General features: G+C 68.8%; 15 protein-coding genes. 4 read left to right on the plus strand and 11 right to left on the minus strand.

The window, feature by feature from the left end:
- Positions 1-131: 131 nt before the first annotated feature.
- Positions 132-476 carry an Rv2175c family DNA-binding protein gene (locus tag IE173_RS04620; RefSeq protein WP_191282178.1) on the minus strand — a complete coding sequence of 115 codons (345 nt, stop codon included), beginning with the start codon at positions 474-476 and terminating at the stop codon, positions 132-134.
- A 146-nt stretch (positions 477-622) separates the two neighbouring features.
- Here IE173_RS04620 and IE173_RS04625 point away from each other — a divergent pair, with 146 nt between their 5' ends.
- Together IE173_RS04625 and pknB are read left to right on the plus strand one after the other, a co-directional pair.
- A complete protein-coding gene (locus IE173_RS04625) occupies positions 623-1,939 on the plus strand; it encodes a LysM peptidoglycan-binding domain-containing protein (protein ID WP_191282180.1) in 1,317 nt (438 codons plus the stop codon).
- A gap of 91 nt (positions 1,940-2,030) precedes the next feature.
- Positions 2,031-4,001, plus strand: a complete 1,971-nt coding sequence (gene pknB / locus IE173_RS04630) for a Stk1 family PASTA domain-containing Ser/Thr kinase (RefSeq protein ID WP_373298450.1) — start codon at positions 2,031-2,033, stop codon at positions 3,999-4,001.
- A gap of 6 nt (positions 4,002-4,007) precedes the next feature.
- Here the strand turns inward: pknB and IE173_RS04635 are convergent, their stop codons facing one another.
- From IE173_RS04635 to IE173_RS04645, 3 genes are all read right to left on the minus strand, one after another.
- A complete protein-coding gene (locus tag IE173_RS04635) occupies positions 4,008-5,378 on the minus strand; it encodes a class II 3-deoxy-7-phosphoheptulonate synthase (protein WP_373298447.1) in 1,371 nt (456 codons plus the stop codon).
- Positions 5,379-5,449: 71 nt separating this feature from the next.
- The gene (locus IE173_RS04640) at positions 5,450-6,148 is read right to left on the minus strand and encodes a lysophospholipid acyltransferase family protein (protein ID WP_191282184.1); all 699 of its coding nucleotides are present in this window, start codon (positions 6,146-6,148) and stop codon (positions 5,450-5,452) included.
- Positions 6,149-6,174: 26 nt separating this feature from the next.
- On the minus strand, positions 6,175-7,158 hold the full coding sequence (locus IE173_RS04645) for an ROK family protein (RefSeq protein ID WP_191282186.1): 984 nt from the start codon (positions 7,156-7,158) through the stop codon (positions 6,175-6,177).
- Positions 7,159-7,240: 82 nt separating this feature from the next.
- On the opposite strand from IE173_RS04645, the gene IE173_RS04650 reads away from it, so the two are divergent.
- A complete protein-coding gene (locus IE173_RS04650) occupies positions 7,241-9,067 on the plus strand; it encodes an AMP-dependent synthetase/ligase (protein ID WP_191282188.1) in 1,827 nt (608 codons plus the stop codon).
- Positions 9,068-9,119: 52 nt separating this feature from the next.
- Here IE173_RS04650 and IE173_RS04655 read toward each other — a convergent pair whose 3' ends face one another.
- The 3 genes from IE173_RS04655 to IE173_RS04665 are packed head-to-tail and all read right to left on the minus strand — an operon-like array spanning position 9,120 to position 14,240.
- The gene (locus IE173_RS04655) at positions 9,120-9,623 is read right to left on the minus strand and encodes a peptide deformylase (RefSeq protein WP_191282190.1); all 504 of its coding nucleotides are present in this window, start codon (positions 9,621-9,623) and stop codon (positions 9,120-9,122) included.
- The gene (locus IE173_RS04660; RefSeq protein ID WP_191282192.1) at positions 9,620-10,837 is read right to left on the minus strand and encodes a MinD/ParA family ATP-binding protein; all 1,218 of its coding nucleotides are present in this window, start codon (positions 10,835-10,837) and stop codon (positions 9,620-9,622) included. The genes IE173_RS04655 and IE173_RS04660 overlap by 4 nt, the downstream gene beginning before the upstream one ends.
- A 4-nt stretch (positions 10,838-10,841) precedes the next feature.
- Entirely contained in the window at positions 10,842-14,240 is a 3,399-nt protein-coding gene (locus IE173_RS04665; RefSeq protein WP_191282194.1) for a pyruvate carboxylase, read from the minus strand.
- A gap of 76 nt (positions 14,241-14,316) precedes the next feature.
- Between IE173_RS04665 and IE173_RS04670 the strand changes: the two genes are divergently transcribed.
- The gene (locus tag IE173_RS04670; protein WP_191282196.1) at positions 14,317-15,126 is read left to right on the plus strand and encodes a ParA family protein; all 810 of its coding nucleotides are present in this window, start codon (positions 14,317-14,319) and stop codon (positions 15,124-15,126) included.
- Between the two features lie 146 nt (positions 15,127-15,272).
- Here the strand turns inward: IE173_RS04670 and IE173_RS04675 are convergent, their stop codons facing one another.
- From IE173_RS04675 to IE173_RS04690, 4 genes are all read right to left on the minus strand, one after another.
- A complete protein-coding gene (locus IE173_RS04675; protein ID WP_191282198.1) occupies positions 15,273-15,827 on the minus strand; it encodes a MerR family transcriptional regulator in 555 nt (184 codons plus the stop codon).
- A 127-nt stretch (positions 15,828-15,954) separates the two neighbouring features.
- Positions 15,955-16,650 (minus strand): transcriptional regulator FtsR, encoded by a 696-nt coding sequence (ftsR, locus tag IE173_RS04680; protein ID WP_191282200.1) that lies wholly within the window; start codon positions 16,648-16,650, stop codon positions 15,955-15,957.
- Positions 16,650-17,117: an FHA domain-containing protein gene (locus IE173_RS04685; RefSeq protein ID WP_191282202.1), complete on the minus strand. Its 468-nt coding sequence runs from the start codon at positions 17,115-17,117 to the stop codon at positions 16,650-16,652. The genes ftsR and IE173_RS04685 overlap by 1 nt, the downstream gene beginning before the upstream one ends.
- Before the next feature lie 9 nt (positions 17,118-17,126).
- On the minus strand, positions 17,127-17,720 hold the full coding sequence (locus IE173_RS04690) for a CDP-alcohol phosphatidyltransferase family protein (protein WP_308433079.1): 594 nt from the start codon (positions 17,718-17,720) through the stop codon (positions 17,127-17,129).
- Positions 17,721-17,731: the final 11 nt, after the last annotated feature.

Below are 17,731 nucleotides of genomic sequence, written 5' to 3' on the forward strand. Positions count from 1 at the left end.
CCACCCTCCTCCTGGTGGGAGACGGGCACCCCCTACGGAGAACACAGCGTTTCTGCGGCGACTGCGCGAGTCAATCGGGGTAGGGGTCCCCGCTCTTGACTCGCGCGGTCGCCGCGGAAAAAGCGAAGGCCTCAGAACCCCAGAGCCTGAGCAACCCGCCGCACTTCAGCCTTGCGCCCGGAACGCAAAGCGTCGATCGGCGCAACCCCCCCGAGCAACTCGTTGTCCGCGAGCATCCAGTTCATCGCTTCGTCGTCGGAGAACCCCGCGTCGTGCAGCACGATGAAGGTTCCGCGGAGTTCGTGGAGGGGTTCGCCGTCTCTGATGAAGTCGGCGGGGACTTTGAGGATGCCGTCGATCCGGGCACCGGGGAGGGTGTACTCCTCGATGAGTCGTCGGATGCGCCCGGGGGGCTCGCCGATCAGTTCGACGAGTTCGGGGACGGTCAGCCAGGTCCGCGGGGCGGGTGCGGTCACTCCCCTAGCGTGCCATGTCGAATTGTTTCCAGCTTGTGAACTCAAACATCATCGGCCACGTTGATTGACACAGATGTACAGCTGTGTCACCGTGGGGTGGAGTGCCGACACGAATCCTCGGGGGGGCTGAGGAGATTGAGGCGGAGATGACTGACGTACGCGACGCGGAGGACACCCCGCGACCCCTGTTCCCGGGGCTGGTGTCGTCGGATCCGACCCCGACCGGTGCCCGGCACCGCGGGTCACGCCGTCGCGCGCCGCTCGGTGAAGGTTTCCGCAAGACCCTCCCGTTCGTCGTCGCGAGCGCGATGACGATGGGACTCAACCTGACCGGTCCGGTCGAGCCCGTCTCGGCCGCACCGAAGAAGCCCGCCAAGCCGAAGGCCGACTTCAGCTCGTCGATGCGCAGCCTCATCGGCACGGCAGCCCGCGTCGCCACGGGAGGCGGCAACGCCGCCGCAGCCACCTCCTACACCGTGCAGGCCGGCGACACCGTCGCGGCGATCGCCGGACGACACGGACTCTCGACGGCATCCGTTCTCGCCCTGAACGGCCTCGGCTGGAAGTCGCTCATCTTCCCCGGCCAGGTGCTCAAGCTCGCCCCCGGTGCGACCGTCGCCCCCACCTCGACGCAGGAGGGCGGTCGCTACACGATCGCCCGAGGCGACACCATCTCGCGCATCGCTGCCCGTTTCGGGGTGCCGGTGGAGTCCGTTCTCAGCGCGAACGGACTCGGCTGGTCGAGCATCATCTACCCCGGTCAGACGATCGCCATCCCCGCGGTCGCCGCTCCCGCGGCACCCCAGATCGAACTGGTCTCGGCGACCAGCCCGACGGCCCCGACCGCTCCGGCCGCCCCCACCGCGCGCCCTGCCCCGACGTCGAGCTACACGATCAAGTCGGGTGACACGATCTCGTCGATCGCCGCCCGGTTCGGGGTGACCACCCAGGCGGTTCTCGCCGCCAACGGGCTCACCGCGTCGAGCATCATCTACCCGGGCCAGACGATCGTCATCCCCGCAGCAGGCGGTTCCTCGGCGGGCGGCGCCTCCGGCGGCTCGGTCACGACCCTCACCGCCGAGCAGGAGGGCAACGCGCGCATCATCATCCAGGTGGGCCGCGAGCAGGGGGTGCCCGACTACGGCATCATCATCGCCCTCGCCACCGCGATGCAGGAGTCGAGCCTGCGCAACATCAACTACGGCGACCGGGACTCGGTGGGCCTCTTCCAGCAGCGCACCAGCACGGGCTGGGGCACGATCGACGACATCATGAACCCGTACCACTCGGCCTACCTCTTCTACCAGGGCCGCAGCGGCTACACGCGGGGGCTGCTCGACATCTCGGGCTGGCAGTCGATGGCGCTCACCGTCGCCGCGCAGAAGGTGCAGGTCTCGGCCTACCCCGATGCGTACGCGAAGTGGGAGACGAGCGCGCGCGCCTGGTTCGCCGCACTGGCCTGACGCACTGATACCGCGCCTTTCGGGTGTCCTCCCAGGCTGGCGGGGCGCGCGAACCTAGAATCCGAGGGTGAGTGTCAACGCCACCGATCCGATGATCGGCCGGCTCATCGACGGCCGGTACCAAGTACGCTCACGCATCGCCCGAGGCGGGATGGCGACGGTCTATCTCGCGACCGATCTCCGCCTTGAGCGCCGCGTGGCGGTCAAGGTCATGCACGGGCACCTCGCCGACGACAGCCAGTTCAAGCAGCGCTTCATCCAGGAGGCGCGCAGCGCGGCGCGGCTCGCGCACCCGAACGTCGTCAACGTCTTCGACCAGGGGCAGGACAGCGAGTCCGCCTACCTCGTCATGGAGTACCTGCCGGGTATCACGTTGCGCGACCTGCTCGAGGAATACGGCTCGCTGACGCCGCAGCAGATGATCGACATCACCGAAGCCGTGCTCGCCGGTCTCGGCGCGGCGCACAAGGCCGGCATCCTGCATCGCGACCTGAAGCCCGAGAACGTGCTGCTCGCCGACGACGGGCGCATCAAGATCGGTGACTTCGGGCTCGCCCGGGCCACCTCGGCGAACACCGCGACCGGGGCCGCCCTGCTCGGCACGATCGCCTACCTCTCCCCCGAACTCGTCACCCGCGGCCTCGCCGACACCCGCAGTGACATCTACGCGGTCGGCATCATGATGTACGAGATGCTCACGGGCGAGCAGCCGTTCACCGGCGAACAGCCGATGCAGGTCGCCTACCGGCACGCCAACGAGCCTCTCCCGGCGCCGAGTTCGAAGAACCACAAGGTGCCGCGCGAACTCGACGAGCTGGTGTTCTGGGCGACCGCGAAGGATCCCGAACAGCGTCCCGCCGACGCCCGTGCCCTGCTCGAGCAGCTGCGCGACACCGAGGCGCTGCTCGACCTCCCGGCCGGCGAGCCGGCGCGCCCGCAGAAGACGCAGGTGCTGCCCGCCGCCTCGAGCGGTCCTCGTCACACCGCGCCGACCGACGCCACCGTGACAACGCCCGCCCGCCCCGACCGGCCGTTCAGCGAAGCCGCGACGCAAGTGCTCGGCTCGCGGCGCCCGCCCGGGGGGCCCGGCACCGAGCTGGAGCTCGCCGAACCGGCCCCGCGACCGCAACGGACCCGTCGCTGGATCCCGCTGGTCGCGATTCTCGGCACCCTGCTGCTGGTCCTGTCGGGAGTCGGATGGTGGTTCGTCTTCGGCCCCGGTGCCCGCGTCACGATCCCGACCAGCATCGAGAGCCTCACCTTCGAGCAGGCGAAAGCCGAACTGGAAGCGCTCGGACTCGAGGTGGCCGACCAGCCGGGTTCGATCGACTCCCCCACAGTCGCCGTCGACCTCGTCGCGCAGACCGAGCCCGAGATCGGCACGGCCGTCGAACCGGGCTCGTCAGTCGTCATCCTGCTGTCGACCGGACCGAAGTTGCTGGCGATCGATCTCAACCAGGGGATGTCGCAGGCCGAGGCCGAAGCGATCGTCAACGAGCACTGGACCCTCGAGGAGACCGACGTGCGGTTCGACGCGGCCGTGCCGGCCGGCTCGCTCGTCGACGCGCTCGATGCGGGCGGCGCCAGCCTGCTCGAGGCGACGGAGTACGGCGAGCTGCAACCCATCGCACTCGTCGTGTCGGCCGGGGCGATCCCCGATCTGACGGGAAAGTCTCCCGATGAAGCGCGTGCTCTGCTCTCGGCTGTCGACCTGACGGTCTCGGACGGTCTCGAGCAGCAGAACAATCACGACACCGTGCCCGAAGGCACCGTGATCGGTCTCGTCGACCCGGGCGGGCCGATCCGGCCCGGAGACCACGTGGGGCTCAACATCTCAAGCGGCCCGGCACCCGTCGCCGTTCCCGGGATCGTCGGGATGTCGTGGACCGAAGCGAAGGCCGCGCTCGAAGCCGCGGGGCTCCGCTACGCGTTCGATCGTCAGATCGACGAGGAACTCGCCGAGTCCTTCCCGAACAGCTCTCGGGTCACCGCATCCGACCCGGACCCCGGAGCGACGGCTCGCCGCGGCGACATCATCACCGTGCGCCTCGCCGTCGGGTAGCGCGGCTCAGCGCGCCGCGAGCTCCTCCGCGACCAGGAACGCGAGTTCCAGCGACTGCATGTGGTTGAGGCGCGGGTCGCACAACGACTCGTACTTCGTCGCGAGGGTCGCCTCATCGATCTGCTCGGAGCCGCCGAGGCACTCGGTGACGTCGTCGCCGGTGAGCTCGATGTGGATGCCCCCCGGGAACGTGCCGGCCGCGCGGTGCGCCTCGAAGAAGCCGCGCACCTCGTCGACGACGTCGTCGAAGCGCCGGGTCTTGTAGCCGGTCGGCGTGGTGAGCCCGTTGCCGTGCATCGGGTCGGTCACCCACAGCGGGGTGGCATCCAGCCCAGAGATCGCCTCGAGCAGCGGCGGCAGCGCGTCGCGCACCTTGCCGGCACCCATGCGGGTGATGAAGGTGAGTCGGCCCGGCTCGCGCTCGGGATCGAGCTTGTCGATCAGCTTCTCCATGACGTCGGGCGTCGTGGTCGGGCCGAGCTTGATTCCGATCGGGTTGCGGATGCGCGAGAAGTAGTCGACGTGCGCCCCGTCGAGGTCGCGGGTGCGTTCCCCGATCCAGAGGAAGTGCGCACTCGTGTTGACCGGGGTGCCGTTGCGCGAGTCGATGCGCGTCATCGGCCGCTCGTAGTCCATCAGCAGGCCCTCGTGCGAGGTGTAGAACTCGACCCGGCGCAGTTCGTCGAAGTCGGCGCCCGCCGCCTCCATGAACTTGACGGCGCGGTCGATCTCCTTCGCCAGACCCTCGTAGCGCTGGTTGGCCGGGTTGGTGGCGAAGCCCTTGTTCCACGAGTGCACCTGCCGCAGGTCGGCGAAGCCGCCCTGCGTGAACGCGCGGATGAGGTTCAGCGTCGAGGCCGCCGTGTGGTACCCCTGCACCAGCCGGCGCGGATCGGCCGCACGGGATTCGGGCGTGAAGTCGTAGCCGTTGACGATGTCGCCGCGGTAGGCCGGAAGCGTCACGTCGCCGCGGGTCTCGGTGTCGCTCGAGCGCGGCTTGGCGAACTGACCGGCCATGCGGCCCATCTTCACGACCGGCATCGAGGCGCCGTAGGTGAGCACGACCGCCATCTGCAGCAGCGTCTTGACCCGGTTGCGGATCTGGTCGGCGGTCGCCCCGGCGAAGGTCTCGGCGCAGTCTCCGCCTTGCAGCAGGAACGACTCACCGCGGGCGGCTCGCGCCAGCCGGTCGCGGAGGATGTCGACCTCACCCGCGAAGACGAGCGGCGGGAACGACGCGATCTCGGCGGATGCGGCAGCGACGGCGCCCGCATCGGGCCACTCCGGCTGCTGCTTGATCGGCAGGGTCCGCCAATAGTCGAGCCCCTCGATCACGCTGGGCTCGGCCTGAACGACGGTCTCTGACGGGTCTACCACGGGAGAACTCTCTACTGGAGGATGGGGCGGGCACGCACGGCCCAGCCGATCAGCCTAGCCGGGCGCGAGGGTCAGCGTCGGACAGCCGGCTTCGCGCGGTTCTTCACCGAACTCGCGTAGACGTCGACGTACTCCTGCCCGCTCAGTTTCGACAGCTCGTGCATGATCTCGTCGGTGATCGACCGGAGCACGAACCGGTCGCCCTCCATGCCCGCGAATCGCGAGAAGTCCATCGGCTCGCCGACCACGACCCCGACCTTGCGCAGTTTGGGGAAGACCGTGCCGGTGGGCAGCACCTTGTCGGTGTCGATCATCGCGACCGGTAGCACGGTCGCCCCCGACTCCAGGAGCATCCGGGCGATACCGGTGCGTCCGCGGTAGAGCCGGCCGTCGGGGCTGCGGGTGCCTTCGGGGTAGATCCCGAGCTGCCGGCCCTGGGCGAGCACGCGGAGTCCCGCCTCGAGGGCGGCTTCCGATGCCTTGCCCCCCGACCGGTCGATGGGAACCTGGCCGACGCCCGAGAAGAAGAACCGGCTGAACCATCCCTTGATCCCCGTGCCGGTGAAGTACTCGCTCTTCGCGAGGAAGACGATGTGCCGGTCGACGAGCAGCGGCAGGAAGATCGAGTCGACGAACGAGAGGTGATTGCTCGCGATGATCACCGGCCCCGACTCCGGGATGTTCTCATCGCCGACGATCCACGGGCGGTACACCGTGTGCACGAACGGGCCGAGCAGCACGAACTTGATCAACCAGTAGAGAGGAGGCACCGCTCGCCAGTCTATTCCCGCCCGGCTCAGGCCGGGTCGGGGGAAACGGTTTCGGTCGATGCCGCCGCGGCGTGGATGCGGGCCAGGTCCGCCGCTCCGACGACCCCGGCATCGTTGACCAGCTGGGCGACCATGAAGCGCGGCTCCGGGTGGAAGCCCCGCGCCGGCAGGTGGGCGAGGAACGACTCCCGTACCGGGTCGAGCAGCAGATCTCCCGCGATGGCCACTCCCCCGCCGAACACGAACAGCTGCGGGTCGAGTACCGCGCCGATCGAGGCACAGGCCTGGCCGAGCCAGTCGCCGAGTTCGCGCAAGGCGGCGAGAGCGCCGGGGTCGTCGTCGGTGATCAGCTGCCCGAGGATCGTGCCGTCGAGCAATCCGCCGTTCTCGGCACGAGCCCGGGCGAGCGACTGCCCGATGCCGCCGGCATCGGCGATCTCACCCGCGAACCGCAGGAGCGCGCGGCCCGAGCCGTACTGCTCGATGCACCCCTTCTGGCCGCAGCCGCACGGGTGACCGCCCGGCACCACCCGGAGGTGCCCGATCTCGCCGGCCGCGCCGAAACCGCCGCGCAGCAGACGACCGTTGGTGACGATGGCACCGCCGACGCCCGTACCGATCGTCAACATGGTCATGTCGGTCGTGCCGCGCCCGGCACCGAATCGGTACTCCGCCCAGCCCGCGGCGTTGGCGTCGTTGTCGATCGTGATGTCGAGCCCCGGCAGCCGCTCCGAGAGCCGGTCGCGGAACGGCTCACTGCGCCAGTTGATGTTGGGTGCGTAGTAGACGGTCGCCTGGGCGGCATCGATGAACCCGGCCGCTGCGACACCGGCCGCGACGACCTGCTGGCCGTCGCCCAGTTCGCGCACCAGCTCGACGACGACGTCGACGATCGCGGCCGGATCGCCGGCCGGGGTGGGCCGCCGCTCGAGCCGGAGGATGTCGCCGGCTTCGGTCACCAGGGCCCCGGCGACCTTGGTTCCTCCGATGTCGATCCCGATGGCGTGCATTTGAGACAGCCTAATTCCGTGGTGACGGGGATTTCTCACCGGTAAGCTCGACAGAACCATCCCCGGCCCCGAAGGAGTCGCCGTGAACGAGAACTTCACTCCGCTCGCTGTTCAGCCCGATCCCGACGCCAACATCACCGACCTGCTGGTCGAGCGCGCCGCGAAGACTCCGGACGGCGCCCTGTTCTCGCTTCCCGCCGCAGACGGCTCCTGGACCGACGTCACCGCAGCGGAGTTCCAGAAGCAGGTCATCGCGCTCGCGAAGGGGTTCATCGCTGCGGGCGTCAAGCCGGGCGAGAAGATCGGCTTCATGTGCAAGGTGCGCTACGAGTGGACGCTCGTCGACTTCGCCATCGCCTACGCCGGGGCCATCATCGTCCCCGTCTACGAGACCTCGTCGCCGTCGCAGATCCAGTACATCCTCACCGACTCCGGCGCGACCGGGATCATCGTCGAGAGCGCCGAGCACTTCACTCGTTTCGACGAGGTCCGCGGCGACGTGCCGCAGGTCGAGAAGGTCTGGCAGATGCATCTCGGCGATCTCGAGAAGATCGCCGCATCGGGTGGCGATGTCACCGACGCCGAGCTCGAGAAGCGCCGCACCACCGCCAAGGGCACAGACATGGCGACCCTCATCTACACCTCGGGGTCGACCGGCGTGCCGAAGGGCTGCATCCTCACCCACTCCAACTTCGTCGACCTGAGCCGCAACGCTGCGGTCGCCATGGACGAGGTCGTCAACACCCCCGGGGCTTCGACCCTGCTGTTCATCACGACCGCTCACGTCTTCGCGCGCTTCATCTCGATCCTCTCGATCCACGCCGGCGTGCGGGTGGGTCACCAGTCCGACACGAAGAAGCTCGTCGAATCGCTCGGATCCTTCAAGCCGACCTTCCTCCTCGCCGTGCCGCGCGTGTTCGAGAAGGTGTACAACTCGGCCGAACAGAAGGCGATCGCGGGAGGTAAGGGCAACATCTTCCACAAGGCGGTGGAGACGGCGATCGAACACTCGAAGGCTCTCGACGCCGGCAAGGTGCCGCTCGGGCTGAAGATCAAGTTCGCTCTCTTCGACAAGCTCGTCTACGGCAAGCTGCGGGCCGTCATGGGGGGCAACGTGAAGTACGCCGTGTCCGGTGGAGCGCCGCTCGGCCCGAGGCTCGGACACTTCTACCGCAGCCTCGACGTCAAGATCCTCGAAGGCTACGGACTCACCGAGACGTCGGCCCCCGCGACGGTGAACCGCGCCGACAAGTTCAAGATCGGAACCGTCGGCCCTGCTCTGCCCGGGAACGGCATCAAGATCGCCGCAGACGGCGAAGTGCTCGTGAAGGGCATCGCGGTGTTCGCCGGCTACTGGAAGAACGAGCAGGCGACGAAGGACACCTTCGACGGCGAGTGGTTCAAGACCGGCGACATCGGACAGCTCGACGACGACGGCTACCTCAAGATCACGGGCCGCAAGAAGGAGATCATCGTCACCTCGGCGGGCAAGAACGTCTCGCCGGCGCTGCTCGAGGACCCGATCCGCTCCAACCCGATCATCGGTCAAGTCGTCGTCGTCGGCGACCAGAGGCCGTTCATCTCGGCCCTGGTCACCCTCGACCCCGAGATGCTTCCCCAGTGGCTCACCAGCAACGGAGAGTCGGCGACGATGTCGCTGGACGAGGCCGCGACCAACCCGAAGGTGATCGCCGAGGTTCAGAAGGCCGTGGATGCCGCGAACTCTCGCGTCTCCCGGGCGGAGTCGATTCGCAAGTTCACCATCCTCGCGACCGAATTCACCGAGGGGTCGGGTCACCTCACCCCGAAGATGTCGATCAAGCGCGATCCGATCCTGAGGGACTTCGCCGCGCAGATCGAGGCCATGTACGAGCAACCCGCCACCAAGGGCGAATCCCTCGTCCACTGAGCTAGCTAGCGCGCCGCCGCTCCTGCGGGGGCGGGTCGCACCTCGCTCCGTTTCACGGAGCCTTGAACCAGGGGGCCTGACGGATCGCCCGCATCGCTTCCCGCTTGACGTCGGGCTCGAGCCCTTCGATGTAGAGCCGACCGTCGAGGTGGTCGCATTCGTGCTGGAGGGCCTGCGCCATGAGCCCCTCGCCGGAGACATCCACGTCGTTGCCGTCGGCGTCGACTCCGGTGACGCGGGCCCACGGGTGACGCAGCCGGGGGAAGAAGAACCCGGGCACCGACAGGCAGCCCTCATCGACGAGTTCGGGTTCGCCGGAGACTTCGAGCACCGGATTGAAGACGTATCCGACGACGCCGTCGATGTTGTAGCTGAAGGCCCGCAGGCTCACCCCGATCTGGTTCGCGGCGACCCCGGCCCTGCCGTCGGGCGTGACCGAGTCGATGAGGTCTTCGGCGAGGGCGGCGAGTTTCGGGTCGCCGGCCGCCACGACGATCGGGTCGGTGCGGGAACGGAGCACCGGGTCGCCGAACAGCCGGATCTGCCGCTCGGTCACTCGCCCTCGCCCGGGAGGCCGTCGACGACCAGTGCGGCGAGCTGACGGGCGGAGTCGCGGGTGAACGGCCGCAGTGCCTCGTATCGCACGACCGAGCCGGCGGCGAGTTCGGGGTCGTAGGGGATGCGCACGACGGCGCGCACCCGCGAGCGGAAGTGGTCCTCGATGTCGTGCAGCTTGTCGAGGTCGGTGCCCTGCGTCGACGCGTTGAGCGCCACGACGGCGTTGGCGACGAGGTCGCCGTAGTTGTTCGCTTCGAGCCAGGTGAGGGTCTCGGAGGCGAGCCGGGCCTCGTCGATGCTGCCGCCGGAGACGACGACGACCGCGTCGGCGCGCTGCAGCGTCGCCCGCATGACGGAGTGCACGACACCGGTTCCGCTGTCGGTGACGACGAGTCCGTAGTGCGGCGACACCACGTCGGCGACGACGTTGTATCCCCCGTCGTCGAAGGCTTCCGAGAGCAGCGGGTCGGTGTCGGATGCCGCGACGTCGAGTCCGCTCGCGTCGTGCGAGACGTGGGTCGAGAGCTCGTCGAACTCGTTCAGCTCGGGCGCATGCAACACGATGTCGCGCACCGTCGACCGCGTCTGTTTGGTGACCCGGTCGGCGAGGGTGCCGCGGTCGGGGTTGGCGTCGATGGCCAGAACCCGGTCGCCACGCACGTCGGCCAGCGCCATCCCGAGCAGAACGGTGACGGTGGTCTTGCCGACCCCGCCCTTGCGGCTGAGCACCGGCACGAACCGGGGGCGATCGTCGAAGCGTCGAGCGATACGCGCGTCGAGCGCCTTGCGGGCCCGTACCGGGGCGGAGTCGCCGAGGTTGACCAGATGCAGGCTTACGGCGTAAACCAGCTCGGGCCAGGAGCCCTCGGGCGCCGGCTTGCGACCCGGCTTGAGCGGCTTCGCCGCTTTCGTGCGCTTCGGTGCGGGGGCGGCCGCGGGAACGGGGGTCTCGGGATGCTCCGGCAGCGGCACGACAACGGTCGGCTCCGCGACCTCTTCGTCGACATCCGGGATAGCCGCGACGACTGCCGTCGGGATGTCGATCGACATGGTCGACACCGCCGAGTCGACATCGGAGGTCACGGCGATCGCGTCGAGGGCGACGGCCTCCTCCTCGGGCGGAGCCTCGTGTACCGGCTCCGGCAGGTGCAGGTCGACCGTCAGACTCGGCGGCAGCGCCGTCGCGAGATCGTCGTCAGGGTCTTTGCGCATCCCTCTATTCGACCACGATCAGGAGGTCTCCGGCCTCCACCTGTTCTGTGGCGCGGATCGCGAGGCGTTTCACGGTGCCCGCGACGGGCGTCGTGATGGCCGCTTCCATCTTCATCGCCTCGATCGAGGCGATCGGCTGACCGGCGGTCACCGTGTCGCCTTCGCCCACCTTGAGGGTCACGACCCCCGAGAACGGGGCCGCGATCTGGCCGGCCGCCGCGGGGTCCGCCTTCTCGGCCGTCGTCGACTCGACCGCGATCGAGAGGTCGCGCACGAACACCGGTCGCAGCTGGCCGTTGATGTTCGTCATCACCGTGCGCATCCCCTGCCCGTCGGCCTCGCCGATCGCTTCGAGGGTGAGCAGCAGGTCGACGCCCGGTTCGATCGCGACGGTGTGCTCGACGCCCGGACGCAGCCCGTAGAGATAGTCGACCGTGTCGACGACGGAGAGGTCGCCGAACTGTTCGCGCACCTGCTCGAACTGCGCCGTCGGCCCGGCGAACAGCAGCCGGTTGAGCGCCGCGCGACGCGACGCGGGCTCGCCCTCGAGGGCTTCGACGTCGGCGGGTTCGAGCGGCGTCACGCCGATCTTCACGGTACGGCCGGCGAGCACCTTGGTGCGGAACGGCTCGGGCCAGCCGCCCGGGAGGTCGCCGAGTTCGCCGGCCATGAAGCCGATGACCGAGTCGGGGATGTCGTACTTCTCGGGGTTCTTCTCGAAGTCGGCGGGATCGGCGTTGGTCGCCGCGAGCTGCAGGGCGAGATCCCCGACGACCTTCGATGACGGGGTGACCTTGGGGATGCGCCCGAGGATGCGGTTCGCCGCGGCGTAGTAGTCCTCGATCTTCTCGAACTGGTTGCCGAGTCCGAGGGCGATCGCCTGCTGACGCAGGTTGGAGAGCTGCCCGCCCGGGATCTCGTGCCGATAGACGCGACCGGTCGGCCCCGGCAGCCCCGACTCGAACGGCTTGTAGACGCGGCGCACGGCCTCCCAATAGGGCTCGAGATCGCTGACGGCGTCGAGGGAGATGCCGGTGTCACGGTCGGTGTGAGCGGTCGCTGCGACCAGTGCCGACAGACTCGGCTGACTCGTCGTGCCGGCCATCGGGGCACTCGCGGCGTCGACGGCATCCGCTCCCGCCCGGGATGCGGCCAGCAGCGTCGCGAGCTGCCCTCCGGCGGTGTCGTGGGTGTGCACATGCACCGGCAGCTCGAAGTTCTGCCGCAGCGCGGCGACCAGCTTCTCAGCAGCGCCCGCCCGCAGCAGTCCCGCCATGTCTTTCACCGCGAGGATGTGGGCGCCCGCCTTGACCATCTGCTCGGCGAGCTTCAGGTAGTAGTCGAGCGTGTACAGCTTCTCGGCCGGATCGAGCAGGTCGCCCGTGTAGCAGAGGGCGACCTCGGCGACGGCGGTGCCCGTGTTCAGCACCGCATCGATCGCCGGCGTCATCTGGTCGACGTCGTTGAGGGCGTCGAAGATGCGGAAGATGTCGACCCCGGTCGCCGCGGCCTCGGTGACGAACGCGTCGGTCACCTCGGTCGGATACGGCGTGTAGCCGACGGTGTTGCGCCCCCGCAACAGCATCTGGATGGCGATGTTCGGCAGTGCCTCGCGCATCGCCGCCAGCCGCTCCCACGGATCCTCACCGAGGAAGCGCAAGGCGACGTCGTAGGTGGCACCGCCCCACGCCTCGATCGACAACAGGCCGGGCGTCATGCGCGCGACATGCGGCAGCACGGCGACGAGATCCTTGGTGCGCACCCGGGTGGCGAGCAGCGACTGGTGGGCGTCGCGGAAGGTCGTGTCGGTGACGGCGAGCGGAGTCTGCGCGCGCAGCGCGGCCGCGAATCCCGCGGGGCCCAGCTCGAGCAGCTTCTGCCGCGACGCGGCGGGCGCTGCGGCCTCGAGGTCGACCTCCGGGAGCTTCAGCGCGGGGTCGATCACACCGGCGCCGTCACCGTTGGGCTGGTTGACGGTGACGTCCGCCAGCCAGTTGAGGATCTTCGAGCCCCGGTCGCGCGACTCGCGCCCGCGCACCAGCCACGGCCGCTCCTCGATGAACGCCGTCGACAGGTCACCCGCCTGGAAGTCGGGGTCGTCGAGCACCGCCTGCAGGAACGGGATGTTGGTGGTCACGCCGCGCAGCCGGAACTCGGCCAGGCCACGACGCGCCCGACGCACGGCCGACGCGAAGTCGCGCCCCCGGCACGTCATCTTCACGAGCATCGAGTCGAAGTGCGGCGACACCTGTGCCCCCGCCGCGACCGTGCCGCCGTCGAGGCGCACGCCCGCGCCGCCCGGGGAGCGGTAGGTCGTGATCTTGCCGGTGTCGGGGCGGAAGCCCGACGCCGGATCCTCCGTCGTGATGCGGCACTGCAGCGCGGCGCCGTGCAACTCCACCTGGTCTTGTCGCAGCCCCAGATCGGCGAGCGACTCGCCCGCGGCGATCCGCATCTGTGACTGCACCAGATCGACGTCGGTGACCTCCTCGGTGACCGTGTGCTCGACCTGGATGCGCGGGTTCATCTCGATGAAGACGTGCTGCCCGGCGCGCTCCCCCGCCGTGTCGAGCAGGAACTCGACCGTGCCGGCGTTGACGTAGCCGATCGACTTCGCGAACGCCACGGCATCCCGGAACATCGCCTGCCGCACGGTGTCATCGAGGTTCGGCGCGGGTGCGATCTCGACCACCTTCTGGTGGCGACGCTGCACCGAGCAGTCGCGCTCGAACAGGTGGATGGTCTCCCCCGACGCGTCGGCGAGGATCTGCACCTCGATGTGCCGCGGGCGCACCACCGCCTGCTCGATGAACATCGTCGGGTCACCGAACGCGCTGTCGGCCTCTCGCATCGCCGCCTCGAGCGCCGGCCGCAACTCCTCACGGGTGTCGACGCGCCGCATCCCGCGTCCACCGCCGCCCGCGACCGCCTTCGCGAAGACCGGGAAGCCGATCTCGTCGGCGCCCTTCAGCAGCACCTCGATGTCGGTCGTCGCGGGTGTCGACTTCAACACCGGAACCCCCGCCGAGATCGCGTGCTCCTTCGCGGTGACCTTGTTGCCGGCCATCTCGAGCACCGAGCGGCCCGGACCGATGAAGGTGATCCCGTTCTGCGCGGCCGCCTCGGCGAGGTCGGGGTTCTCCGACAGGAAGCCGTAGCCGGGGTAGATCGCGTCGGCGCCCGACTCCTTCGCCACCCGGATGATCTCGGAGACGTCCAGGTAGGCCCGAACCGGGTGCCCCTCCTCGCCGATCAGGTACGCCTCGTCGGCTTTCAGGCGGTGGAGAGAGTTACGGTCCTCATACGGGTAGACGGCCACCGTCTTCGCCCCGAGCTCGTACGCGGCCCGGAACGCCCGGATCGCGATCTCACCGCGGTTCGCGACCAGGATCTTGCGGAACATGGAGTCCTTTCGACGGGGCGACGCGAGCGGTGGCGGTGACGCTCCTTTCAGGGTACTGAAGGTAGGCTCCCTAATCGTGCATGTGCTCAGCGTCAGCTCCCTCAAAGGAGGCGTGGGAAAGACCACGGTGACGCTCGGGCTCGCATCCGCCGCTTTCGCCCGGGGCGTGTCCACGCTCGTCGTCGACCTCGACCCCCAATCCGACGTCTCCACGGGGATGGACATCGACGTCGCCGGGCGCATGAACGTCGCCGATGTGCTCGCCTCGCCGAAAGAGAAGATCGTGCGCGCCGCGATCGCCAAGAGCGGCTGGACGAAGGGTCGCCAGGGCGTCGTCGACGTGCTCATCGGGTCGCCGTCGGCCATCAACTTCGACGGGCCGCACCCCAGCATCCGCGACATCTGGAAGCTCGAAGAGGCCCTCGCCCACGTCGAACGCGACTACGAGCTCGTGCTCATCGACTGCGCCCCCTCGCTCAACGCCCTCACCCGCACCGCCTGGGCGGCATCCGATCGCGTCGCCGTCGTCACCGAGCCCGGCCTGTTCTCGGTCGCCGCCGCCGACCGCGCCCTGCGCGCGATCGAGGAGATCCGCCGCGGCCTCTCCCCCCGCCTCCAGCCCCTCGGGATCGTCGTCAACCGTGCCCGCGTGCAGTCTCTGGAGCACCAGTTCCGCATCAAGGAACTCCGCGACATGTTCGGCCCCCTCGTGCTCTCGCCGCAGCTGCCGGAGCGCACGTCGCTGCAGCAGGCCCAAGGCGCCGCCAAGCCCCTTCACATCTGGCCCGGCGACGGCGCCCAGGAGATGGCCCGCAACTTCGACCAGCTCCTCGAGCGGGTCATGCGCACCGCCCGCCTCAACGACGGCGACCAGGCCGCAGGCTGAGCAGTAACCCGTCACATTTGTGACGGATGAGACGCCGGGGCTCAGCTGGTCGAACTAATCCGCCAGATTCTCGTGCCCGCGGGCACTAATCCGCCACAAATGTGACGGATGAGACCCCGGCGGCGAGGGACGAGACCCCGGCAGCGCTAAGAGGCAGCGCGAGCAGCTCGACGCGCGGCGAGTTCGTCCGACGGGTCTTCCGACGGGGAGAACTCGACGTCGACGAGGTTCGACTCGACCTCGCGGAGGACTTTGCCGACGGCGATGCCGAAGACGCCCTGACCCTGCGAGACGAGGTCGATGACCTCCTCGTCGGAGGTGCACAGGTAGACGCTGGCACCGTCGCTCATGAGGGTGGTCTGGGCGAGGTCGTTGATGCCGGAGCTGCGGAGCTGTTCGACGGCGACACGGATCTGCTGCAGCGAGATGCCGGTGTCGAGGAGGCGCTTCACGAGTTTGAGCACGAGGATGTCGCGGAAGCCGTAGAGGCGCTGCGACCCCGATCCGGCGGCGCTGCGCACGGTCGGTTCGACGAGCTGGGTGCGCGCCCAGTAGTCGAGCTGGCGGTAGCTGATGCCTGCGGCTTTCGCGGCGACGGTGCCGCGGTATCCGGCATGTTCGTCGAGCTCGGGAAGACCGTCGGTGAACAGCACCGGCTCGGCCGCATATCGCGACGCGTCGCTCCGGGTCACTTCCGCCATGTCGCTTTCCCTAACCTTCAGGTTGAACTTGAGGTTCAAGCTCCTTCGCGCTCTCACGCTACCCCGCGCTCCACACCCCGACAATCACATCCGGGCGTGTCGCAACCAGAAACTTCTGACCGGCCCGTCAGAGCTTGCTGAGGGCGCTGCGGATCAGGTTGGAACGCACGACCTCGAGCTGCCCGGCGATCTCGCGCGCCAACTCGAGCGCCTTCGCCCGGCTCGAGGCGTCCTTACGTCGGGTCACCGGGATGAGCGCGCTCTCGATGAGCCCGAGCTCCCGTTCGGCCGCCGCTCGGAATCCTCGGAGGTGGCGCGGCTCGATGCCGGAACGCTGAAGCTCGACGAGGGCCCGGAGCACGGCGAGGGCGTCCTCGCCGAAGTGGTCACCGGCCACGATGAGCGAAGCGGAGATCGCATCGCTGAGCAGCATCGCGTTCGCGCCCGACTCCTTGATCAGCTCCGCCCGGGTCAGCCGTCGATCGCCGGAGAGCATCGACGGGGCGATGACGGTGGCGCCGCCGGGCAGCACCGGCTCGCGTCCGGCGTCGAGATCGTCGAGGTAGGAGCGGATGACCTTGAGCGGCAGGTAGTAGTCGCGCTGCATCGAGAGCACCAGGCGCAGGCGCTCCAGATCGGCGGGCGAGAACTTGCGGTATCCGGATTCCGTGCGCGACGGCGTCACCAGGTTGCGTTCCTCGAGGAACCGCAGCTTCGACGGCGACAGGTCGGGGAACTCAGGGCTCAGTCGGGCGAGAACTTGGCCGATGCTGAGAAGGCTCGATCCCCCCGACGCACGCGCCGGGGACGTAGCTGCGGCCACTAGTTGCCCGTCGCCTTGTCATGGCGAGAGGCGTAGAACGTCAATCGGAACTTGCCAACCTGCACTTCGGCTCCATCGCTCAGCAGGGCGGATTCAATTCGGACGCCGTCGAAGTACGTTCCGTTGAGCGACCCGAGGTCGCGCACCTGGAACGCCGTGCCCACCCGCACGAACTCGGCGTGACGCCGCGACACGGTCACGTCGTCGAGGAAGATGTCGGCCTCCGGGTGACGGCCGACGGTGGTCAGGTCGGCATCCAGCAGGAACCGCGCCCCGATGTTCGGACCCCGGCGCACCACCAGCAACGCCGACCCGGACGGCAACGCCGCGATCGCTTCCTGCTCGTCGGGCGAGATCCCCGCCTCGAGCGCGGCGAGCTGCGCGACGAACTCGTCGGTGAAATGCGCAGTCGTGTCGTTCGAGGGTTCAGACTCCCCTGGGGGAACCGCCCCGTTCGGCTCGACCATCCTGACCTCCTAGCGATCCACAGTATCGGATGCGCTCGCGGGCGCCACCCGGAGTTCGTGGATCATGCGGCCGGCTTGCAGGATGTAGGCGACCCCGGCCCACCAGTACAGGAACACGCCCCAGATGGCGGCCGCCCAGCCGAGCGGAAGGGCGACGGCGGCGAGGTCGGGGAACGCCGCAGCCGCGAGCAGCACCGGCATGGCGAACAGGATCGCGAACGTTCCCATCTTGCCGAGGTGGTGCACAGGCAGCGGGCCGAAGCGATGATTCGCGAGCACGACGCCGAGCACCAGCAGCAGTACGTCACGCGCGACGATGACCGCGACGAGCCACCACGGCAGCACGCCCACCCACCCGAGACCGAGCAGCGTCGCCAAGATGAACAGCCGGTCGGCGGCGGGGTCGAGCAGCTGCCCGAGTCGGCTGATCTGGTTGAAGTGGCGGGCGACATAGCCGTCGACGAAGTCGGTCACCGCCGACACCGCGATCAACAGCAGCGCCCAGCCGAGATGCCCCAGCAGCAGCAGAACCAGGAATACGGGGATCAGCAGAAGCCGGAACAACGACAGGATGTTCGGGATCGTCACGATCCTCGAACTCACCGGCGGAGCCA

Source organism: Pseudolysinimonas yzui (genome assembly GCF_014653215.1).
In the GTDB taxonomy this organism is placed as follows: domain Bacteria; phylum Actinomycetota; class Actinomycetes; order Actinomycetales; family Microbacteriaceae; genus Pseudolysinimonas_A; species Pseudolysinimonas_A yzui.